A 22717-nucleotide genomic window follows, 5' to 3' on the forward strand; every position below is an offset into this window, starting at 1 on the left:
AAGGGAACGTCAAACAGTAGTGACCGGAATCTTGCCGATCTTGGCCTGCCATTCCTTCGGCCCGGTGTGATGCACCGAGGTACCGTTCGAATCGACCGCCACCGTGACCGGCATGTCCTGCACGTCGAACTCGTAGATCGCTTCCATGCCGAGATCATCGAAGCCGACCACACGCGAAGTACGGATCGCCTTGGACACGAGATACGCCGCGCCACCCACTGCCATCAAATAAGCCGCCTTGTGCTTCTTGATCGACTCGATCGCGACCGGGCCGCGCTCGGCCTTGCCGATCATTGAAATCAAGCCGGTTTCGCCCAGCATCATGTCGGTGAACTTGTCCATCCGCGTCGAGGTGGTCGGGCCTGCCGGGCCGACCGCTTCATCGCGCACCGGATCGACCGGGCCGACGTAGTAAATCACCCGATTGGTAAAGTCGACCGGCAGCTTCTCGCCACGTGCCAGCATATCGGCAATGCGCTTGTGAGCGGCGTCGCGACCGGTCAGCATCTTGCCCGACAACAGCAGCGTCTGGCCCGGCTTCCAGCTCGCCACTTCGGCGGCAGTCAGGGTATCGAGATCGACGCGCTTACTCGTTTCGGTATTGGCGACCCATTGCACCTTCGGCCAGGCATCCAGCGATGGCGTTTCGAGCTGTGCTACGCCCGAGCCGTCCAACGTGAAATGGGCATGGCGGGTGGCTGCGCAGTTCGGGATGATCGCGATTGGCTTGCTGGCCGCATGCGTCGGCGCTGCGAGGATCTTGATGTCGAGCACGGTGGTGAGGCCGCCGAGGCCTTGCGCGCCGATGCCGAGTGCGTTCACTTTTTCGTACAGCTCGACACGCAATTCTTCGATCCAGTCTTGCGGGCCGCGCGCGATGATGTCCTGGATATCGATGGGTGCCATCAGCGATTCCTTGGCCATCACCATCGCTTTTTCAGCCGTGCCGCCGATGCCGATGCCGAGCATGCCCGGCGGGCACCAACCGGCGCCCATCGTCGGCACGGTCTTGAGGATCCAGTCGACGATCGAATCGGATGGGTTGAGCATCGCGAACTTCGATTTGTTCTCCGAGCCGCCGCCCTTGGCGGCAACCTGCACGTCGACCTTGTCGCCCGACACGATCTCGTAGTGGATCACGGCGGGGGTGTTGTCTTGCGTGTTCTTGCGTGCGCCTTCGGGCGGGCTGACGATAGACGCGCGCAGCACGTTTTCCGGCAGCATGTAAGCGCGTCGCACGCCTTCGTTGATCATGTCCGTCAGGCCCATCGTCGCGCCGTCCCAGCGCACGTCCATGCCGACCTTGATGAACACGGTGACGATGCCGGTGTCCTGGCAAATCGGGCGATGGCCTTCGGCGCACATGCGGCTGTTGGTCAGGATCTGCGCAATCGCGTCCTTGGCTGCCGGGCTTTGCTCGAGCTCGTAAGCGCGGCCGAGCGCGGTAATGTAATCGATGGGGTGGTAGTAACTGATGTGCTGCAGCGAATCGGCAACGCTCTGGATCAGGTCTTCTTGCTTGATGACGGTCATGACAAGATTTTACGGGAGGGGGATCGGAGACGCGTCGTTGAGGCGCGCGTGGCGGTTAAAAGCTGCGTGATTATACAGGGCGACACGTCAGGACGCCGCCGGCGGTACCCGACGCGCTTGCAGACTGGCCAGCGCCACACCGGCCACCACGCAGGCAAGCGCCACACCATGCGCCGCGGTGGGGCGTTCACCGAGCACTGCAATGCCATAAGCGGCAGCCGCCACGGGCAACACTGCCGTAAACACGCCGGCCATCGAGCCTGGCACATGCCGTATCCCTTTCATCCACAGCCAGATGGAAAAGACGCTGGCCGACAGCCCGTACCAGAGCAACAGCGCCCAGGTGCCGGGGGCGACGCTGCCATAGTCGAAGTGCACCGCTGTGCCGATACCCACCGGCAGCATCAACAGAAAGCCGAAGCCGTGGGTATACGCGCAGATATCGATAGCGGCCAGCGTCTGGGTCAAGCGGCGCGACAAGATCACGTAAATCGATTCGCAGACCACGGCGCCCATCACCATCAGGTTGCCGGCGAACGAACTGGCGTCGTGGGCCGCTTCATGACCCACCTCATGACCCACATCAAGGCCCACATTAGGCGCATGCGCTACATTGATGATAAGGATGCCGGCAATCGCCAACCCAATCGCGACCAGCGTGCGAGGGCTGGGGCGCTCCTTGAGCAGCAGCCACGCGAGCAGTGCGACCGTGGCGGGAATGGTGCTGGTAATGACGCCGGCGGCCACTGCGCTGGTGCGCTGCACGCCACCCAGCATCAGCAAGGTGAACGCAAAGGTGCCGAAAAAAGCCTGCAAAAACAGATTCAGCCATTCGGCGCGTGACACACGCCGCATCTTGGCGGGGCGATACAAAGGAAACAGCACCACCACTGCGATCACGAAACGCAGCAGCGCGAACAGCGGCACCGGCACCGAGGCGACGATCGATTTGCCGATTCCGACATTGCTGCCGACGAACAACATGGACGCGATCAACAACAGAGCGTAGCGGTTCATCAGGCTGGGTTTCGGATCGGGCATGTCGGCATGCGGTGATTGTACGAGGCGGCGATCACGCGCGTCCACTCTTGCCCACGGGAAGCCGCGCGCAAAGAGGGCGCCGGCGCGGCGCGAGCGGGCGTGGGCAGGGTGCGGATAGAGGATAGATAGGGCGTGGTGGCTGCGATTTGCCGCATTCCCGCGTAAGCTATGGGTAAGGCGCCTCGCTTATCGTTACGCCACACTTTGCGCATGACGGAACGACGGGTGGAGACAAGAGGGTAAAGGCTACGGGCCGTGCAACGAGTCCGACATAATCAGGTCAGAGCAGTTAGAGCTGTGCGCCATGCAACGCGCCGGTCAGGCAGAATCTGACGCAGTTTTTCCATAATCTAGGAGGGGGGAGACCATGTCCGCCATTGAATCGACGCTGCAGGAACATCGTATTTTCACGCCGCCGACTGACCTTGCCGCCAAGGCGACGATTTCCGGCATGGACGCCTATCGGGCGTTGACGGCCGAAGCCGAGAAAGACTACGAAGGGTACTGGGCGCGGCTCGCGCGCGAGGAACTGAGCTGGCACAAGCCGTTCACCAAGGTGCTGGACGAAAGCCGTGCGCCGTTCTACACCTGGTTCGAGGACGGCGAGTTGAACGCCTCGTACAACTGCATCGATCGGCATTTGAAAAACGGTCTGGGTGAGAAAACCGCGCTGATCTTCGAGGCCGACGACGGCACCGTCACCAAGGTCAGTTATCAGGATCTCTACCACCGGGTCTGCCGCTTCGCCAACGCGCTAAAGGCACGTGGCGTAAAGAAGGGTGACCGCGTAGTGATCTATATGTCGATGTCGATCGAGGGCGTGGTCGCCATGCAGGCATGTGCGCGCATCGGCGCCACGCATTCGGTGGTATTCGGCGGCTTCTCGTCCAAATCGCTGCAAGAGCGCGTGGTCGATGTGGGCGCCGTGGCCGTGATCACCGCTGACGAACAAATGCGCGGCGGCAAGGCGCTGCCGCTCAAGGCGATTGTCGACGAGGCGTTGGCGATGGGCGGCACCGATGCCGTCCACACCGTGATGGTCTATCGGCGCACCGGCGGCAAAGTGGCGTGGAATGAGTCGCGCGACGTCTGGCTCCACGACATCGTAGCCGCGCAGCAAGACACTTGCGAACCGGAATGGGTCGGCGCTGAACATCCACTGTTTATCCTCTACACATCGGGTTCGACCGGCAAGCCCAAGGGCGTGCAGCACAGTACGGGCGGCTACCTGCTGTGGGCCGCGCTCACGATGAAGTGGACCTTCGACCTGAAGAAAGACGACGTCTTCTGGTGTACGGCCGACATCGGCTGGATCACCGGCCACAGCTACATCACCTACGGACCGACTGCCTTGGGCGCAACGCAGATCGTCTTCGAAGGCGTGCCGACCTACCCGCACGCCGGGCGCTTCTGGGAGATGATCCAGAAACACAAGGTCAGCATCTTCTACACGGCCCCGACGGCGATCCGCTCGCTGATCAAACTAGCCGACGCCGACAAGAAAGTGCATCCATCCAGCTTCGATCTGAGCAGCTTGCGCATCCTCGGCACGGTGGGCGAGCCGATCAACCCGGAAGCCTGGATGTGGTATCACAAGCATGTGGGCGGCGAGCGCTGCCCGGTGCTGGATACCTTCTGGCAAACCGAAACCGGCGGCCACATGATTTCGCCGCTGCCGGGCGCCACGCCGCTGGTACCGGGCTCGTGCACATTGCCGCTGCCGGGCATCATGGCTGCGGTCGTTGATGAATCGGGCCAGGAGGTGCCGAACGGGCAGGGCGGTATCCTCGTGATCAAGCGCCCGTGGCCGTCGATGCTGCGCACCGTGTGGGGTGACCCGGAGCGGTTCAAGAAAAGCTATTTCCCGGAAGAGCTCGGCGGCAACCTGTACCTCGCCGGCGACGGTGCGATCCGCGACAAGGAAACCGGCTACTTCACGATCATGGGTCGTATCGATGACGTGCTGAACGTGTCCGGTCATCGGATGGGTACGATGGAAATCGAATCGGCGCTGGTGGCGCATCCGATGGTGGCTGAAGCGGCTGTGGTGGGGCGCCCGGACGACACCACGGGCGAAGCGGTCGTGGCGTTCGTCGTGCTCAAGCGAGACCGCCCGCTGGGCGACGAAGCCAAAGCGCTGGCCAACGAACTGCGGCAATGGGTGGGCAAGGAAATTGGCCCGATCGCCAAACCGAAGGACATCCGTTTTGGCGATAACCTGCCGAAAACCCGTTCGGGCAAGATCATGCGGCGCTTGCTGCGCAGCTTGGCCAAAGGCGAGGAAATTACCCAGGACGTCTCGACCCTGGAGAATCCGGCGATCCTCGGCCAGTTGGGCGAATCGGTTTAAACCCACGCCGTTTGCTGTTCAGCGGGGCTGATGCGCGGTTGCTACCAATTGCTTAGTGCCGCGCTTTTTGTTAAACAGGCGCTATGACTGTGCCGCCAACCCCCGCTGCCTCTTCCTCATCCGTGCGCCCCGTTGCTCCCGCAACCGGGGCTGCTGCGGCACACGCTCATCGGCAATACTGGCGCTACAACCTGATCTCGATGGCGGTCATGTTCGTCTTGGGTGGCGCGATCTCGTTCGTGGTGCCGCTGTTTGCCGATGATTTGGCGGGCGTCCATTGGCGTGGCTGGTCGCTGCCTTACTATCTTGGGGCACAGGGCGCGACGCTCTTATATCTGCTGCTCATCGTAGCGTATGTCGGGCTGATGCAGGTGGCCGACCGTCGGCTCAAAGCGGCGCTGAGCGCAATCGAGGCACTTGAAGCCGCGCGCCAGTCTGCTGCGCGTGCGGCCGCGGCTGGGCGGAATCGATGAGGTGCGCGCGATGACATGCACCCGATGACGCGCACCCAGCGCTTGATGCGCAACTACGCGATCTACGCTTTCGCGTTCTACTTCTTCGTCTGGTTGATGGGGCGCATCGAGCACAGCGCCGGCCCGGGCGTATGGGTCGGCTACGTATTTTTGTTCGTGACGATAGCGGTGTATGCGGTGATCGGGCTGCTCGCGCGCACGTCGGATATTACCGAGTATTACGTGGCCGGGCGCAACGTGCCATCGTTTTTCAATGGCATGGCGACTGCGGCCGACTGGCTTTCTGCTGCGTCGTTCATTGGACTGGCGGGGTCGCTTTACGCGACCGGGTATGAAAGCCTTGCGTACATCATGGGGTGGACTGGCGGGTTTTGTTTGGTGGCGTTTCTGCTTGCGCCTTATATGCGCAAGCTTGCGCGCTACACGTTGCCGGATTTTCTTGGCACGCGGTACGACAGCCGGCTGGTGCGATTGATCAGTGTCTTCGCTACTGTGCTGTGCTCGTTCGTTTATCTGGTCGCGCAGTTGCAAGGAGTAGGCTTGATCGCCACGCGCTTCATCGGCGTGGACTTTGAAATCGGGATCTTCTTCGGGCTGGCCGGCATTCTCGTGTGTTCCTTTCTAGGGGGTATGCGTGCGGTGACGTGGACCCAGGTTGCGCAGTACATCATCTTGATTGGGGCGTTCCTGATTCCGGTTTCGATGATTGCGCACAAGGATGGGCTAGGGTGGGTGCCGCAGTTTAACTATGGGCGCTTGATGCAGAAAGTGGAAGTGCTCGAAGTTCAGGTCAGCGACTCGCCGGCCGAGCAGGAAGTGCGCTCCGGTTTCAAACAGAATGCTGCCGCGCTGCAAGAGAAGATCGATCGATTGCCGAGTTCGTATTTGAACGAACGTGCGGATCTTGAGCGTGAGCTCGATGCGTTGCGCGCGCATAGTGGTCCGCTGCCCGAAATAAAGACTTTGGAGCGCACGCTCGCGGCTTATCCGAAAGACGCGTCCGATGCTGCTGCGCAGTGGGGCGAAGAGCGTGACGAATGGCGCCTGCGTGCTCAGCCGCCGCAGCCTAACCTCGAGCCATTTTCTGCCCGCAGCGATGCGGAACGTAGGGAGCACAAGATCAACTTCCTGGCGTTGATGGTGTGTTTGATGGTGGGCACGGCCAGCCTGCCGCATATCTTGACGCGGTATAACACCACCACTTCCGTTGCTTCGGCTCGGCGGTCGGTGGGGTGGACGTTGTTCTTTATCGCGTTGTTCTATCTGACTGTGCCGGTGTTGGCGGTGCTGATCAAATACGAAATGCTTACGCATATGGTGGGGCAACATTATGCGAGCCTGCCGACTTGGATTATTCCGTGGCGCAATCTTGAGCCGCATATGATCAGCATCGTCGACACCAATCATGATGGTGTGGTGCAGTGGGCAGAGATCGCGATGCATCCGGATATGATCGTGCTCGGTGCGCCGGAGATCGCGGGCTTGCCTTATGTGCTTTCGGGGTTGGTGGCAGCGGGGGCGTTGGCGGCTGCGTTGTCGACGGCGGATGGGTTGTTGCTCACGATTGCTAATGCGCTTTCGCATGATGTTTATTACACGTTGGTTGATCAGACTGCGAGTAGTCAGAAGCGCGTGATTATTTCGAAGATCTTGTTGCTGGGCGTGGCGTTGTTGGCGGCTTGGGTGGCGTCGCTTAATACCGGGAATATTTTGTTTCTGGTGGGGGCGGCTTTTTCGATCGCGGCGTCGAGCTTTTTTCCGGTGCTGGTGTTGGGGGTGTTTTGGAAGCGTATGACCCAGCGCGCGGCTGTGGCAGGGATGCTGGCGGGGTTGGGGATTTGTGTGTTTTATATCGTCACGACTTATCCGTTTATCACGCATATGACGGGGTATGCCGGGGCGCGGTGGTTTGCGATTGAGCCGATTAGCTCGGGGGTGTTTGGGGTGCCGGCGGGGTTTTTGGTGGCGATCGCAGTGAGCTTGTTGGATCGTCGGCCGGATGAGCGTAGCTTGGCGTTGGTGGACTATATTCGGCAGCCTTAGGGGCCTGTTTGTGGGGGGATTTGCGGATGAGGTGGCCACAGGGCCGCGGAGTTTGCTATAATCCGCGTCCTAACGGAGGGATGGATGAGCGGTTTAAGTCGCACGCCTGGAAAGCGTGTATAGGTTAATACCTATCCGGGGTTCGAATCCCCGTCCCTCCGCCAGGAAAGAATATAGGCCGTCGAATCTTAAGGGGTTCGGCGGCTTTTTCGTTCTACGGCGACCAGAAAAGCACGCATGCCGCGTACAACTACAAGGCAAATCCGGGTCGTTCACCTTTCGGATCGATTATGTCCCAAACAGGTACGCAGGTGCGCGCGGTGGTGGGGTCCGCCGGCGCCACAACGCAGGTCGAAGAGGCCGACGCAGCGGCTCAAACGCCCATCACAACGGCCCCAACCCATAGCGCAGCCGATTTTGTCGATACCGCCGCGAGCACCGCTGACGGGAGCGTGACGAGCGTCGCCACACCGGCCCGCAGCGGCCAGGACGGCCAGGCCATTCAAAGCCCACCATCCATCCCGACGCAGGAAGGCCCCGCCGGCATCCGATTCGACTTCAACGACGGTTGCCGCGTGATGCTGCCGCAAGGCGACGGCGATTGGCGCGTGCTGCTGCGCGATTCAGCCACCGCGAACCCGCTGTTCGAAACGCAGATATCCGCCGGGGTCGTCGCGAGCAGCAAGAAATACTATGTGCCATTCGAAATCGAAGTCTGGTCGCAAGGCAAGGAAGTGTTCCGCCATCGTCTCGACCTGACCAACCGCGACGTGCTCGTGCATCTGCCGGTCGGCACGCTCGGCGACACGCTAGGCTGGTTTCCGTATGTCGCAAAGTTCGAGCGGCAGCACCGCTGCCGGCTCACCTGCGTAATGGCCGAGCCACTGATTCCGCTCTTCCGCGACGCGTACCCGTCAATCACATTGGCGACGCCCGACGCGGTCGACGCGAACAATTTCTACGCGACCTACAACATCGGCCTCTTCTTCACCGACGACGCGAACGTACGCCAGCCATGCGACTTTCGCCTCGTCGGCCTGCATCGGACGGCCGCGTACATCCTCGGCGTCGATCCGCAGGAAGAGCGCCCCGAGATCGTGCTGCCCGACAGCAGCCGGCCGATTCCCGAGAAATACGTGTGCATCGCCACGCAAAGCACGACGCAGTGCAAATTCTGGAACAACCCGAGCGGCTGGCGCGAAATTGTGCAGTTTCTGCAGCAGGCCGGTTACCGCGTAATCTGCATTGACCAGAAGGCGACGCACGGCAGCGGCGTCGTGTGGAATCACATACCGTACGGCTCCGAGGACTTCACCGGCGAGCGCCCGCTTGCGGAACGCGCGCGCTGGCTCAAGCACGCGTCGTTTTTCGTCGGCCTGAGCAGTGGCCTGTCGTGGCTCGCATGGACCATGCGTACACCGGTCGTGATGATCAGCGGTTTTACGCATCCGACCAACGAGTTCGACACGCCGTATCGCGTGATCAACTACCACACGTGCAATAGCTGCTGGAACGACGTGCGCGTGCAGTTCGATCATCACGATTTTCTGTGGTGTCCGCGCCATGCGAACACGCCGCGGCAATTCGAATGCACGCGGCTGATTACCGCGGAACAGGTGATGAACACGATCCGGCGGATTCCGACATTCGCTGAGCAGCCGCAGGCGACGGCTTGATTCGCTGACGCAAGCGAACTGAAAGCGAACCGCAAGCCAGCAGGGCTGAAGCGCAAAACGCATTAAAGATGCGCCGCAAAAAGCCGATATATAAAGACGATCCGCAAACCGGCAATACGAACAAGCAAGAAGCCGCAACGGCGGAAATACAAGAGGCTGGAAGTAGCACAAGAAGAGCAGCAAAGAATTCGGAAAACTCCATGAAACGACTCACCTGGCGCCGCGTATACGCCGTGCGCGCCTTCGGCCGGCGCTACCGCAGGTGCTCGCGCCTGCTGGGCATGCTGCTCGCTGCCGTGACGGTGCTGCCGTGGTTCGTGGCCGGCGCGCTCGCGCAGACGACGGTCGCTGCGGACCAGACCGAGGCCAACGCAACGATCGGCAGCAGCACCGAGACGGTGTTCGGCACGACCACCGACGACAGCGTGGGGCTCGGCGGCGCGCAGAACGTGATGTCGGGTGGCCTCGCAAGCGTCACGAGCGTCGGCCTTGGCGGCACGCAGACCGTCTTCGCGGGTGGCGTCGCGCAAGCCACCGACGTCACGTCGGGCGGCAGTCTGGTTGTGTCATCGGGCGGCGTGGCGCGCAGCGCAACAGTCGATAGCGCATCCGTGGTCATCTCGGCGGGCGGCGCGGCGAGCGGGACGATCCTCGTAAGCGGATCGTCCGAGACCGTGTCATCCGGTGGCATCGCCACCGGTACGACGATCAGCAGCCTCGGCACGGTCAACGTGTCGTCGGGTGGCGTCGCAAGCGGCACGACGGTCAGCGCAGGCGGCCAAATCAACGTGTCCGCCGGCGGCAGCGCGACGCGTACGAACGTGCTGTCGGGCGGCGTCGACTCGGTCGCCGGCACGGACATCTCGGCCACGCTCAGCAACGGTGGGTCGCAGACCATCAGCGCGGGCGGCACGGCGAGCGCGACGAGCGTGCTCGGTGGTGGGCAAAGCTTCGTAGGCAGCGGCGGGTTCGCGGTGGGCACGAAGGTGAGCGGCGGTACGCTAAGCGTCTCCGCAGGCGGCAGCGCGACACGCATCGTGATTAGTGCAGGCGGCGTCGAAAATCTCGCGGGCACCGATACGTCGGGCACCGTCAGCGCGGGCGGCCAACTGATCGTGTTGATGGGCGGCGTCGCGAGCGCGACGACCATCGGCAACGGCGGTTCAGCGAGCGTCAGCAGCGGCGGTTCGGCAGCCGGCGCAATCGTGAGCGGCGGCACGCTGGCGGTATCCGCCGGCGGCTCGGCCACGTCGACCACGCTGTCGGCGGGTGGCACCGAGAACGTGCAGGGCACTGATACCTCGGCGAGTATTCGCAGCGGCGGCACGCAGAACGTGCTGGCGGGTGGCGTCACGACCAGCGCGAACGTCAGCAGCGGCGGGCGACAAACCGTATCGTCAGGCGGTACGGCGACCAGCACGACGGTGCTCTCCGGCGGCGCGATAACGGTGTCCGCCGGCGGTACCGCGACCGGCGTCACGCAGTCGAGCGGCGCGGCGCTCACGGCGGGTACCTCGGCGACGGTGAGCGGCACGAATGTCAGCGGCGCGTTTTCGATTTCGGGCGGCATCGCGAACAACGTCGTGCTCGAAAACGGCGGCACACTGACCGTGCTCACCGGCAATTCCGCGACCAATACGCACATCGTCAATCAGGGCTCGGTGGTCGTGATGGCGGGCGGCTCGGCCAATTCGACGACGCTGGGCAACGGTGGCGCGCTGACGGTGTCGTCGGGCGGCACCGCGACCGCCGTCACGCAGCAGGCCGGCGGGGCACTGATCACGAATACCTCGGCGACCGTGACCGGCACGAACACCGCGAACGGCACGACCAATTCATTTTCGATTTCTGGCGGCGTCGCACAGGGCGTGTTCGTCGAAGCCGGCGGCTCGCTCACTGTGCTGAGCGGCACGACCGCGAGCGGCACGCAGGTTGGCGCGCGCGGCAGTGCGATCGTGCAAGGCGGCGGTGCGGCGAACAGCACGACAGTCAGCAACGGCGGGCAACTGCTCGTGTCGTCGGGCGGCAGCGCGGACGTAGCGACGGTGATGAACGGCGGCCAGCTCGTCGTGTCGGGCGGCGGCACGGCGACCAACATCACGCAGGACGCCGGGGCGGCGCTCATCACCAATACGTCGGCCACGGTGAGCGGCAGCTATGTGAGCGGTGGTGCGAGCAGCACGTTCAGCATATCGAGCGGCGTCGCGCAGAACGTGGTCGTCGAGAACGGCGGGCAGCTGTCCGTGCTGGCCGGAGATGTCGCTAACCAGACGACTGCCGGTAGCGGCGGCCTCGTCATCGTCTCGTCGGGCGGTAGGACGTCGGCCACGTCGATCAGCAGCGGCGGTGCACAGACCGTGCTGACGGGCGGCGATGCCTTCGGTATGACCGTGTCGAGCGGCGGCAAGCTCACCGTGTCGGCCGGCGGCGAGGCGATCGGCGTCACGCAGTCGGCGGGTGCCGCGCTGATCACCAACACGTCGGCCACTGTCAGCGGCACCAATGCGAGCGGCGCGTTCTCGATCCAGGGCGGCGCCGCGGACAACGTGATCGTCGAAGACGGCGGCCAGTTGACGATCCTTGCCGGCGACTCTGCGGTCAACACGTCCGTCGGTAGCGGCGGCCTGGAAACGGTGTCTGCCGGCGGCACGGCGAGCGGCACGTTCGTCACGTCGGGCGGCTCCGAGTTTGTTTCGTCCGGTGGCACCACGCTGGGTACGACGGTGACGTCCAACGGTTCGCAGACGGTGCTCGGCACCGCGTCAGGCACGATGGTGAGCGCGGGTGGCTCGGTGTTCGTCAGCTCGGGCGGCACGACGAGCGGCACGGAAGTCGGCAGCGGTGGCAGCGAGGTGGTGTCGTCGGGCGGCACAACGCAGGGCTCGCAAGTCGCGTCCAGTGGCACACAGACGGTCGCCGGCGGCACGGCGAACAACACGCAGGTGAGCGGCGGCGGCAAGCAAGTCGTCTCGTCGGGCGGTGCTACGAGCGGTACGCTAGTGGACAGCGGCGGCACGCAGACCGTGGCGGCGGGCGGTAGCGCGAGCGGCACGCTGGTCAGCAGCGGCGGCGCGCAGGTCGTTTCGTCGGGCGGCGTCACGAGGGGCACGTCGGTCGGCAACGGCGGGTCGAGCGTGGTGATGTCGGGCGGCACCGCTAGCAGTACGATGGTGTCGAGCGGCGGCACGGCTATCGTGACCTCCGGCGGTACCGCGAGCGGCACGGTAGTGAAGAGCGGCGGCACCGAGAGCGTGTCGTCGGGTGGAACGACGGTCAGCACATCTGTCAGCAGCGGCGGCAAGCAGACGGTGGCGAGCGGCGGCCAGACGAGCGGGACGGTGGTGGGCTCCGGCGGCTCGCAAACAGTCAACGCCGGCGGTGTCACGTCGGGCACCGCAGTCGCTTCCGGCGGCACGCAGACCGTCGGTGCAGGCGGGGTCACCTCGGGCACGACGGTCGCATCGGGCGGTTCGCAGACGATCAGCTCCGGTGGCGTCACGTCGGGCACGATGGTCGCATCGGGCGGTTCGCAGACGGTCAACTCCGGTGGCGTCACGTCGAGCACGATGGTCGCGTCCGGCGGCATGCAGACGGTCGGCGCGGGCGGCATCACGTCGGGCACGGTGGTCGCCTCCGGCGGCACGCAGGACGTACAGTCCGGCGGCACCGCGAACGGCTCGATCGTGTCGAGCGGCGGCGTGCAGACCGTGTCGAGCGGCGCGACGGTGAGCGGTACGCAGGTGCTGAGCGGCGGCTCGCAGGATCTGTTCGGATCCCTGATCGATCCGATCGTGTCGGCGGGCGGCACGCTGACGATCGGCCAGGGCACCGCCGCGGGCGACCTCGTCGGCAATACGGCCAACAATGGCCTGCTGGTCTTCAATCGGCCTGATGCGATCACATACGGGGGCGACATTTCCGGCGCCGGGCGCATCGAGCAGCAGGGCACCGGCAGCGTGGTGCTGAACGGCGACAGCCATCAGTTCACCGGCATCACCGAAGTCATGTCGGGCGCGCTCGCGGTCGGTGACATCAACAACCCGGGCGCGCAACTCGGCGGCAATGTGCTCGTCGATGCGCCGGGCACGCTGCGCGGCCATGGCTCGATCGGCGGCAACGTGACGAACAATGGTGTCGTGATGCCGGGCGGCTCGGTCGGCACGCTGACGGTCGGCGGCAACTACACCCAGGCGGGCAACGCGACGCTGGTTATCGAGGTGAATCCGACCTCGGGCTCGCAATTGCGCGTGGGCGGCACGGCGGCGTTGAACGGCGGCTTGCAGATTCTGTACGACCCGGGCACCTACGCGGCTACGCAGTACACGATCCTGAGTGCCGCCAACGGCGTGACCGGCCGCTTTAGCAGTGTGACCAGCGCCGTACAAGCCGGCGCGAACCTCGGGGCGCTGCAGCAGTCCGTGAGCTATCAGGCCAACGAAGTCGATCTAGCGCTCACTCAAGCGGCGACGCCTGCGAATCAGATCGTGGTCGCGCCGATCAATACCAGTATCTACACCGCTTTGGGTTCGACACTCGCGCTGGGCGCACAAAACACCAACGCGGCTTTGCTTGACCGATTGAGTCAGCCGCGCGAGACCGGCGCGTTCAACGGCTGGGCGACCGTCACCGGTGCTCATACCAAGGTCGATGCAACAAATGGCGAACCGGGCTTCCAGGCAGACCAATACGGCTTCATGACCGGGCTCGATCATCAAGTCGGGAACTACACGGTCGGTGTCGCCGCAGGTTATAACCATGCCGATATCGATGAACAGATCACGGGTGACAGCGGCACCACGGATACGCTGCGCGCAGCGCTGTACGGCAGCCGCTGGCTCGGTCCGGTTGGCGTCTCGGCTTCCTTGGGCTATGGCCTGGACTTCCTGTCGCAGAAGCGTCCGTTTGGCGCGATCGGCACGGCGACCGGTGACCACATGGGGCAGGAAGTGACAGCGGCCAGCCAGGCGAGCCTGCCGATGACGTTCGCCGGATTCACGCTCACGCCACGGCTGGGCTTGCGCTACGCGTACGTTCACGGCAACGCATTTGCCGAAGGCGGGGCCAACGGGCAAGACCTGGGCGTGGGCACCGACAACGTCCACAGCCTGCAGCCGTACACCGAGATCACGCTGGACAAGGCATTCGGTAACGCGCTGAAGCCAGTGAACGTACAGGTCAGAGTCGGCTACGCCCAAGAATTGTTGGACACGAACCGAGCCGTAGCCGTCAGCGCGCAAGACGGCACGGTATTCGCCGCACCGGGCACGAATCTGCCACATGGCCAACTGACCACGGGCTTAAGCGTGAGCATGCAGCCGAGTAAGTCGACCACCGTGTCGCTGAGCTACGACGCGTTGCTTAACACCAGCCATGCGTCGGCGCAGACTGCCAGCGTGAAAGTCAGTTACCGGTTCTGAAGTGAGCAAAATTTAAATGGATGTATCCAACAGCTTGCGCGGCCCGCTAACGAATAGACTGCCGGGTTCGTAAAAGCGCAGCAATTTATCCATTTCCCGCGATAACCCAATTCGGGTCACCACTGCAACAGGCGTTGCTTCTGTTTCGATCGCACCGAGCCACAAGCCGCGACCGGTACACAAGTCGCAACCATCGAACTCCAGGCCGACGCCGAGCGCCACCGTAAGGCGCCCCGGCCCACGCGCCAGGTCACGCAGCTTTACGCCTGGCCGCCGGGCATACATTGCGTCCAGGCCTTCCAGCGGTTCAATCGCGCGAATCAGCACGCCAGCGCCCACGCCCTCATCCTCGCTGGCAACATTCAACATGTACGATATTCCATAGGTAAGCCGCACGTGAGCATGCCCTCGCGCGAGAAACATCGAATCATTGTGCGAACGGCGACCCCGAAAGGCGTAGCTGGTGGAGTCGCCGATAGGATAGGCTTCCATTTCGACGATCCGGCCGCTCATGCGGCCCTCCGGCAGATCATGAACGAGATACTTGCCCACCAGGTAACGCGCCAGTTCGATCGTGTCGCCTGGCAAATCGTCACGCGTGAGCGGGAGAATCGGCAAGCTTTGCCCGGCTAAGTCAGCAGTTGTTTGATTCACAAGGTCGTTCATCATGCGATGCAAATATTCGCCCAAATTTTCATGAATCATCCGGCCTGGTTGAGTTGATTCAGTTTAGGCGATCATTGCGTTTTCAAGTATAGAGACAATAAAATAGATCGAGCTCTTGAAATGAGCGTGTTCACCGCGGTGGTCGACGCTGGCAGTTTCGTGGGCGCGGTCGACCCGCTAAGGATGTCGAAAGCCGCAGTGTCGCGCCATGTCGATGCTCTCGAACAGCGTCTGGGCGTTCGTCTGTTGCAACGAACCACACGCCGGCTTTCGCTTACCGAGGAAGGCAGAATTTTTTATCAGCGTTCGAAGGATGTCCTGGCCGCGCTGGATGATGCGGAGTCGGAGGTGACTTAATTGGTTTCGACGCGCATGACGTTGTGTGCTTCGCCGACTTATCTTGAGCGGCACGGCGTGCCCAAACATCCGAAAGAGTTGGTGCAACACCGCGTGCTTGCCTATACGAACTGGTCAGGCCGCGACGAATGGCAGTTTGATGGCCCTGAAGGCCGGGTCCCCGTCCATACTCACGCGCGGGTATATTCGAACAACGGTGACACTTGCCGTGCCATCGCTGCGCAGCACGGCGGCATCATATTGCAGCCCAGCTTCATGCTAGCCGAAGACCTGAGACGAGGCGACCTGGTCGAACTCATGCCCGAATATCGCGCGGCCGAACTGGGCGTGTACGCGGTCTATGCAACGCGCAAGCAACCGCCGCTAAAAGTGCGGCGCCTGATCGATTTTCTAGTGGAGGCTTTCCACGATGTTTCGTGGGGGAATTGACAGATGACACATGTGACCATCCGTAGCGTGGAAGATGCATCGGGACAATATTGTGTGGATTTTATTTCGCATCCCGATGGCACATTCAGCGCAAAGCAATTTCGAAGAGACCCCGAAGACGAAGGGCGATGGACGCTGATCGCAGACTATTCTGCGAAACGGTTTGCTACGGAGAAAGAAGCCGTTGATGCGATCGCTGCTTTGCTCCCGTGGCTTGAAGATTCAGCAAGCAAGTACTAAAGGAAAAATATGAACGGCGAAATTTTCGATTGCGGCGATGTAGACCTGCAAAACGGCAGCCGCCTGAGCAACGCCAGGCTGGTATATCAAACGGCCGGTCGACTCAACGCCGCCCGCGATAACGTCATCGTCTATCCAACCTCCTTCGGTACACACCACACCGATATCGCGTGGCTTGCAGGGCCGGGTAGGACGCTCGACACCGACCGGTATTTTGTCGTTATACCGAACATGCTGGGCAATGGCTTGTCGTCATCGCCGAGCCATCAGGCGCCCGGCACTTTTCCGTCCATTAGCCTGTTCGATAACGTGATGCTGCAACACCGGCTGCTACGCGAGAAATTCCAAGTCGAGCGATTGAAGCTTGCGGTCGGATTCTCGATGGGCGCCCAGCAGGCCTATCACTGGGCCGCGCTATTTCCCGATATGGTCGAGCGCGTTGCCGTCATCTGCGGATCCGCGAAAACGTCACGCCACAACCGGGTGTTTCTCGAGGGCGTCAAAGCTGCGCTCACGGGCGATCCGGCGTGGCAGGGCGAGTATTTCCGTGCCGACGCCGGTCAGGGCCTCAAGGCTATGGCACGGGTCTACGCGGGATGGGGCATGTCATCGCAGTTCTACCGCGACGAAGCATACCTCCACGCCGGCTTCCACAGTGTCGAAGACTTCATCGTACGCGTCTGGGAAGGCTTCTTTGCCCATAAAGACGGTAACGATTTGATGGCGATGATCGGTGCCTGGGAACGCGCGGACATCAGCGCCAATGCCCAATATAACGGCGATCTGACGAAGGCATTGGGTTCCATCCAGGCATCGGCGTTGATCATGCCGAGTCGAACCGACATGTATTTTTCTCCGGTCGACAGCGAGGAAGAGGTGCGCCTAATGCCGAACGCGGAGTTGTGTGTCATCGACACAATTTGGGGGCACCGGGTAAACAATCCCACCCAAAACCCGAAGGACGCCGCTTTTGTAGAGAAACAACTGGCGCGGCTATTAGGCTCAGACGCGAGCTAGTCTATGCTGCGAAAAATCGCATCCAAATCGGCGACATTGATGGGTTTGGTCAAGTGCTGATCAAACCCCGCATCGAGTGCGGCTTGTTTGTCCTCCCGTTGGCCCCATCCGGTTGCGGCGATCAACAGCGCATGACTTCCCCACGCCTCATTGCGGATCAACTTGGCCACGTCATATCCATTTAGCTCGGGCAGACCGATATCGAGCAACACCACTTGAGGCGAGAACTCGCGCCCCATCGCTATGCCTGTCATGCCGTCACGTGCGGTTTGAACTTCATGGCCTAGCATGTGCAGCACCATCGCCATACTCTCGATCGCATCTTCATTGTCGTCTATCAGCAATACGCGCCGCCCTTGGGCCGGCGCAGACGGGCGATCGCTGCTCGCTGGCGCGACCTCGAATTCCATCTGCGAAAGGGGAAGACGCACACAAAATTCGCTACCGAGGCCTTCCCCTTTGCTGTCGGCGCAGACGGTGCCTCCGTGCAGCTCCACCAGCCCGCGTACAAGAGCGAGTCCAATACCTAGACCACCCTGCGAACGTTCAAGCGCCGGAGCAAGTTGCGAGAACATTTGAAACACGTTGGACAGATGTTGTTCCGGTATGCCTATGCCGGAGTCGATCACCGTCAAGACGGCCTGATCGCCTTGTCGCTCACCGACGAATCGGATCTGGCCGCCAGCGGGCGTGTATTTGGCGGCATTATTGAGCAGGTTCAGCATGATCTGAGCAAGCCGCGTGGGGTCGCTATCGACGAAGACGGGGGCGTTTGGAAGGATCACGGTGAGGGTATGTGATGAAGCTTGCATGAGCGGCATGCAAGTTTCCACCGCGTCGTGCATGGCCTCCACAATGTCAAGCGGACGCTTGCGCAATTCCACACGACCTTGCGTAATGCGCGAGACCTCCATCAAGTCATCGACGAGATGGGTCATCTGCTGCAATTGCCGTTCGAATACACCCAGAGACCAACGCAGATCAGGGTCGTCAAAGTTCTTTAGTCTGAGGATATCCAGCACGTTGCGCATGGGGGCGAGCGGATTGCGCAGTTCGTGTGCCAGCGTGGCTAGAAATTCATCTTTGCGCCGATCGGCTTCAGACAGTCGCTCGTTCAAATCCTGCAATCGCACATCGACCTCTCGGCGCGCGATGAGTGCGGTCTCCGCTCGTTCGCGTGCGGCCAGAAGTTCCCGCTCATACTTGCGTCTATCGGTGGAGACGAATACCGCAATATGGTCTTTGACTCCGGACTCATCGCGTCGCCGAATGGCGTTAAGCAGTATCGGCACGGTATGGAGATCTCGATGAATGATCTCCAACTGTATCTCTGCGACAGAACCCTGCATTTGTAGCAAGGGCGCCCAGTGTGTCTGGTGGAACACCCGCCCGCCAATGGTGAGGAGTTCTTGTATCCGACGCTTTGCTATCAGCTCTTCTGCTGCGTACCCTGTCCAGCCGCAAAAGGTTGAATTACAGCGCAGGATCGTTCCATCAACGGCGGTGACCAGCAATCCGCAGGCAGCCTCGTCGTAGAACGATTCGTCTGCGTTATGCATGGCTCAGAACCCGATGGGTCGAAGAAACGCTTCGATCGCGGCTGTACTTGCGCTCGGTGCACTTAGGTGCGGGCAATGGCCGACGTTTTCGATGATCCGCAGCGTTGCTGCGGGCATCGCCCGTTGCATATACTCGCCGACTGAGCACGGGGCGATGATGTCATCACTGCATTGAAGAATAAGTGTCGGGGTTTTTGATTTAGGCAGATCGGCTCGGTGGTCTGAAAGAAACGTGACGCGCGCAAAGTGCTTGGCGATCTCCGGGTCGGTTTGGCAAAAGCTGTTGGTCAGTTCCTCTGCTAATTCCGGCTGGTCAGGCGCACCCATGATGGCCGGCGCCATGGTGCTGGACCAACCGAGGTAATTGCTTTCCAGCGTGTGCAGCAGGTCATCGATGTCGGGTCGCGTAAAACCACCGACGTAGTCATCGCTATTGATATAGCAGGGCGACGGTCCGACCATGACGTGAGCGGCGAACCGTTCGGGCGCCTCTATGGTGGCGAGCATGCCTATCATTGCGCTGACCGAATGACCGACCAATAGCACCGGGCCTTCCGAAAATTCGTCGATGATTTCGAGTAAATCGGTGGCGTACCCATGCAACGAGTCGTATTTCGAGCGATCGTAGGCGGATAGGTCGGACGACCCGCTCCCCACCAAATCGAACAGCACCGTTTTGAAACTGCTCTGAAAGGTGGGGGCGAGATAGCGCCACATGCTTTGGTCGCATCCAAATCCGTGGACGAACACCATCGTGGCAGGGCCTTTGCCGGCCGTTCTCACGTTGTTTCTGTGCTGCACGCTCATGCCCATCACCGGTTGACACAGTGATAACGATTATACGTGCGGCAGATCTATCGGGCCGCCCAAATTCTGTTTAATTGGGCCGCTGCTCGAGCGCGTCTCGTGAGTTCATTAATGCGCAGTGGTTTGGCCAGACGTTTTGGGAGTAGTCCGTAGCCGAATGCAGTGCTGGGTCAGGGCGATGATCTCAACTTTGATTCGAGCTCATCAGCCTGTCGGCGAAAATCTTGTGATCGACGTTTGCTGAAGGCCTGCAAATTGGACAGTTTCCATCGGAGCGCCGGCAGCTCTCCTGCATGGGGGCAAAGCAATAATGAGCTTGGTGTCGCTAAGTCCCTTGCTTGCGATAGCGCGGCATTTCAGGCCGATTTTGCTGAGACGTCCGGTGATCGCGTCGAGCTCGTTCGCGATTGCCTGCATGGCTTCGTCGCGCGGCGTGGCCCACGGCACGTAGACGACCTCAATGTCGACGGACAGCCGCGGCATATCCTGAACAAACAAATTGATTGCGGTGCCACCCTTCATCGCGAAGATATCGTTGGCGAAGACGTCTGGTGCGGCCGTAAGCAGCAAGCGAACCGTTTGTGCGTAGTAAATATTCATCAGGGATTCAACGTCAAGAGTGTGCCGTCTTTCAGGCGGGTGATCCACCGCCTGTTGCTGCCGACAGGAATGTCATATTGACCCAGCAGATCGTCTACTTTGATCAATTCTGTTTCACGTCCCCAAGTGAGCAGCAGGCGCACTGTTTTAACGCTGGTACAGCAGACTAGTAGCCGACCCAGCATGTCCTTGCGAAGGTTGCGTACGCCGGAGAAGAGGTTACGTGCCTCTTCGATATCCTGATGTGTGCCGACTTCGTAGAGCATTTCGAGAATGGCTCGTTCGGGCACAGAGACTTGCAGCCCATCAGCAGTACCCGGAGGGATGGTAAGACTCTTTGTATGGGGGAAACCAGTAGGCCAATCGAACAGGTGCGCGGATACATAACGTGCTGGGAAACATGTGGTGAACCAATCGGGCAATGTGGATCGCCCGCCGCCCCATAAGACGAGTTGTTCCCTGGGGGACAGATTGTGACGCACCCCCTGAAGGGCGAGGGCGCTCTTGCCGCCAATATGCAGGCCGGGAATCCGTGTTTGCAGGAATTTGATCGAGGCGTGTGGATCGAGTGTGTCGCCACGAAATGCATACACACCCTGAGCCAACCGTACCAACCAGCCACCAGTGACGTATTTGGCAGCCAGTTGCCGGTGAGGACTTTGAGCAACGAGAGGATCGCGTTAAGTCGGCGCCATCTCGGCCCAGTTCTAGTCAATATCGATCGTGCGGCTCGCATATCGCGGCGGCTCCTGCTTCGGCACGGTGAGCGTGAGCACGCCCTTGTCAAACTTTGCGAGCGTGTGTTCGGGGTCGGCATTTTCCGGCATCGGGATCGTGCGCGTGAAGGTCCCATAGGCGCGTTCAAGCCGATAACAACCGTCCTCGTCGCTGTGCACATCCTGCTTTTTCTCGCCGCGCAAAACCAACGCGCCATCTTCGACTTTGACGCTCACGTCCTCCTGCGCCATGCCCGGCAATTCGACGGTCACGCGCAGTATCTGCCCCTCGTCGACCACGTCGATGCGCGGCTGGAAACGCGATGAGCTGAAGTCGCCAAACCATCGTTCCAGCGCGCCGCGGCCTGCAAACGGATCGTGAAAGAACTCCTCCATGGCACGCCACGGATCGCGCGAGAAAAGTCGCTGAATGTCGGACCACGGGGCGCGCCACGGTTCACCGGTCGGCGGGCTTTGCGGGTTGTCCGCGTCGGGCTTGCGCCCCGATCCGCGTAGAAATTTGAAAGGGTTCCACTTTCTCGGGTCGGTGTTCATCGTAGTCTCCTTGACGAACGAGCCTCGCGTCGTAAATACCACCTGTGCGAATCTGTAGTATCTCGCCCGCAGGCATCTCGGAGACTGTGCGTTAGCGCACATGCAAACTAGAGAATTGTCTATACCTGGCGAATCGCGGCTGAATTAGGGTCTCGAATCGCCATGCACAACACGAGCCTTTGTTAGCCATCTTTCCCGCCATCTAAGGGCAGAATTGGGGCCGCAGGACATCCGCGTATCCATGATCGAGCCAGGAGTTGTAGCAACCGAACTGGTCGAGCATGTCACGTTTTTCACCGCCCGTGATGCTGTCTGATTCAGCCGGTCGTTCGGCACTCGTGCCGATCAACTTCCGCAGGCTTTCAGGTTTGCTGGTTTGCCTTGCTTGAAGCAACTCTTCTTTTCTTCCCCGCCTTTGTAACTGACGGCGATGCCATCGGGTTTACCGATGGCATCCGTCTGCTCGACCGTTACCAGTGTCGTGCCGTTGTAGAACGTTTTTTCAAGGCGCGTGCCATGCGGGGTCTTCACCGGCCGCTTCAAGAAGTACTTTTGCCCCTCACCGTTTACCAGGATCGTGGCGCTATTGATGAAGTCGCCGTCCGGTTTTTCGGCGCTGCTCGCGACCGAAGTCGACTTCGGTTGAGATCCGGTATTGTCCTTCGCCAGATCGGTGGACTTGCGCAACTCCAGACGATGGAGCAATTTTCCGCCGGAGATCGTCGCCACCACTCGTCCGGTCTCCTGATCGTTGTTCTGATAAGCCGGCCCCCAGGCTTTGCGCACCGCTTTATAGACTAATTCCAGTTGTCCATCCAGCTTGCCTCCCTTGCAGGTAGCCGTCACCGGGTGAATCGAAACGTCGCTGTAACTGTGTCCGTAGCCGGATGCTCCGCTGCCGGACTTGTAGTTGGAGATACCGGTCAATTCGTCCAACTGCGCGGCAGATACCTTGCAAGGCCATTCGGTCTTCTTCGCTTCGCCAATGCTAAAAAAAGTGTCGGGCGCGGCAGCGTAACGCTGATATTGCGCTTGGGCTTCCTGCATCAATGTAGTTTGTTCTGCCTGCTTGAGTGCAGGCAATTGCAACGACTGAGCTTGGGCTTGGGCTTGAGCGCCGGTGCTTGCCAGAAGCAAGCCGAGAGCGCACAAGCCAAGAACTTTGAATACCAAATGGCGCTGTTGTTCAGACATTGATTTTCCTTGTGCATTGAAGATATTTTTGTTCATTTCATTTC

At 61.0% G+C, this 22717-nt stretch carries 16 protein-coding genes, 1 tRNA gene and 3 pseudogenes; 11 read left to right on the forward strand and 9 right to left on the reverse strand.

What is annotated here, in order from left to right:
• Window positions 1–9 precede the first annotated feature (9 nt).
• Entirely contained in the window at window positions 10–1533 is a 1524-nt protein-coding gene (locus tag GSQ77_RS11400; RefSeq protein ID WP_158902053.1) for a fumarate hydratase, read from the reverse strand.
• 87 nt (window positions 1534–1620) lie between these two features.
• Window positions 1621–2550 carry a DMT family transporter gene (locus GSQ77_RS11405; protein WP_158902959.1) on the reverse strand — a complete coding sequence of 310 codons (930 nt, stop codon included), beginning with the start codon at window positions 2548–2550 and terminating at the stop codon, window positions 1621–1623.
• Between the two features lie 391 nt (window positions 2551–2941).
• Here GSQ77_RS11405 and acs point away from each other — a divergent pair, with 391 nt between their 5' ends.
• The 6 genes from acs (at window position 2942) to GSQ77_RS11435 (ending at window position 14533) form a co-directional block, all read left to right on the forward strand.
• A complete protein-coding gene (acs, locus tag GSQ77_RS11410; protein WP_158902055.1) occupies window positions 2942–4924 on the forward strand; it encodes an acetate--CoA ligase in 1983 nt (660 codons plus the stop codon).
• A gap of 83 nt (window positions 4925–5007) precedes the next feature.
• Complete coding sequence (locus GSQ77_RS11415) at window positions 5008–5397, forward strand: DUF4212 domain-containing protein (RefSeq protein WP_158902057.1); 390 nt, start codon at window positions 5008–5010, stop codon at window positions 5395–5397.
• A 24-nt stretch (window positions 5398–5421) separates the two neighbouring features.
• The gene (locus tag GSQ77_RS11420; RefSeq protein WP_158902059.1) at window positions 5422–7440 is read left to right on the forward strand and encodes a sodium:solute symporter family protein; all 2019 of its coding nucleotides are present in this window, start codon (window positions 5422–5424) and stop codon (window positions 7438–7440) included.
• Window positions 7441–7514: 74 nt separating this feature from the next.
• Window positions 7515–7604 (forward strand) — tRNA-Ser (locus GSQ77_RS11425).
• Window positions 7605–7730: 126 nt separating this feature from the next.
• A complete protein-coding gene (locus GSQ77_RS11430) occupies window positions 7731–9116 on the forward strand; it encodes an autotransporter strand-loop-strand O-heptosyltransferase (protein WP_254067555.1) in 1386 nt (461 codons plus the stop codon).
• A 200-nt stretch (window positions 9117–9316) separates the two neighbouring features.
• The gene (locus GSQ77_RS11435) at window positions 9317–14533 is read left to right on the forward strand and encodes an AIDA repeat-containing protein (protein WP_158902061.1); all 5217 of its coding nucleotides are present in this window, start codon (window positions 9317–9319) and stop codon (window positions 14531–14533) included.
• Window positions 14534–14545: 12 nt separating this feature from the next.
• Here GSQ77_RS11435 and GSQ77_RS11440 read toward each other — a convergent pair whose 3' ends face one another.
• Window positions 14546–15187 carry a DNA-3-methyladenine glycosylase gene (locus tag GSQ77_RS11440; RefSeq protein ID WP_254067556.1) on the reverse strand — a complete coding sequence of 214 codons (642 nt, stop codon included), beginning with the start codon at window positions 15185–15187 and terminating at the stop codon, window positions 14546–14548.
• 132 nt (window positions 15188–15319) lie between these two features.
• Here GSQ77_RS11440 and GSQ77_RS29940 point away from each other — a divergent pair, with 132 nt between their 5' ends.
• The 4 genes from GSQ77_RS29940 to GSQ77_RS11455 are packed head-to-tail and all read left to right on the forward strand — an operon-like array spanning window position 15320 to window position 17242.
• Window positions 15320–15556 carry a LysR family transcriptional regulator gene (locus GSQ77_RS29940; protein ID WP_367889659.1) on the forward strand — a complete coding sequence of 79 codons (237 nt, stop codon included), beginning with the start codon at window positions 15320–15322 and terminating at the stop codon, window positions 15554–15556.
• Window positions 15557–15985 carry a substrate binding domain-containing protein gene (locus GSQ77_RS29945; RefSeq protein WP_367889660.1) on the forward strand — a complete coding sequence of 143 codons (429 nt, stop codon included), beginning with the start codon at window positions 15557–15559 and terminating at the stop codon, window positions 15983–15985.
• 3 nt (window positions 15986–15988) lie between these two features.
• The gene (locus GSQ77_RS11450; protein WP_158902063.1) at window positions 15989–16225 is read left to right on the forward strand and encodes a hypothetical protein; all 237 of its coding nucleotides are present in this window, start codon (window positions 15989–15991) and stop codon (window positions 16223–16225) included.
• A 9-nt stretch (window positions 16226–16234) separates the two neighbouring features.
• On the forward strand, window positions 16235–17242 hold the full coding sequence (locus tag GSQ77_RS11455) for an alpha/beta fold hydrolase (RefSeq protein WP_158902065.1): 1008 nt from the start codon (window positions 16235–16237) through the stop codon (window positions 17240–17242).
• Here GSQ77_RS11455 and GSQ77_RS11460 read toward each other — a convergent pair.
• The 5 genes and pseudogenes from GSQ77_RS11460 to GSQ77_RS11480 all read right to left on the reverse strand — a co-directional run bounded on the left by GSQ77_RS11460 (window position 17239) and on the right by GSQ77_RS11480 (window position 21479).
• The gene (locus GSQ77_RS11460; protein ID WP_158902067.1) at window positions 17239–18801 is read right to left on the reverse strand and encodes an ATP-binding protein; all 1563 of its coding nucleotides are present in this window, start codon (window positions 18799–18801) and stop codon (window positions 17239–17241) included. The two genes, GSQ77_RS11455 and GSQ77_RS11460, sit on opposite strands and share 4 nt — an antisense overlap.
• A 3-nt stretch (window positions 18802–18804) precedes the next feature.
• Window positions 18805–19608 carry an alpha/beta fold hydrolase gene (locus GSQ77_RS11465; RefSeq protein ID WP_158902069.1) on the reverse strand — a complete coding sequence of 268 codons (804 nt, stop codon included), beginning with the start codon at window positions 19606–19608 and terminating at the stop codon, window positions 18805–18807.
• A gap of 306 nt (window positions 19609–19914) precedes the next feature.
• Window positions 19915–20208, reverse strand: a pseudogene (locus GSQ77_RS11470) (nucleotidyl transferase AbiEii/AbiGii toxin family protein); the annotation flags it as partial.
• A pseudogene (locus tag GSQ77_RS11475) lies at window positions 20208–20855 on the reverse strand (type IV toxin-antitoxin system AbiEi family antitoxin domain-containing protein); the annotation flags it as partial. The pseudogenes GSQ77_RS11475 and GSQ77_RS11470, both read right to left, overlap by 1 nt.
• A 60-nt stretch (window positions 20856–20915) precedes the next feature.
• The gene (locus GSQ77_RS11480; RefSeq protein ID WP_158902073.1) at window positions 20916–21479 is read right to left on the reverse strand and encodes an Hsp20/alpha crystallin family protein; all 564 of its coding nucleotides are present in this window, start codon (window positions 21477–21479) and stop codon (window positions 20916–20918) included.
• 178 nt (window positions 21480–21657) lie between these two features.
• Between GSQ77_RS11480 and GSQ77_RS11485 the strand changes: the two are divergent.
• A pseudogene (locus GSQ77_RS11485) lies at window positions 21658–21795 on the forward strand (hypothetical protein); the annotation flags it as partial.
• Between the two features lie 29 nt (window positions 21796–21824).
• On the opposite strand, the gene GSQ77_RS11490 reads toward GSQ77_RS11485, so the two are convergent.
• The gene (locus GSQ77_RS11490; protein WP_158902075.1) at window positions 21825–22709 is read right to left on the reverse strand and encodes a hypothetical protein; all 885 of its coding nucleotides are present in this window, start codon (window positions 22707–22709) and stop codon (window positions 21825–21827) included.
• Window positions 22710–22717 lie beyond the last annotated feature (8 nt).

Origin of the sequence: Burkholderia sp. L27(2015) (genome assembly GCF_009765705.1) — a bacterium.
Classification (GTDB): domain Bacteria; phylum Pseudomonadota; class Gammaproteobacteria; order Burkholderiales; family Burkholderiaceae; genus LMUX01.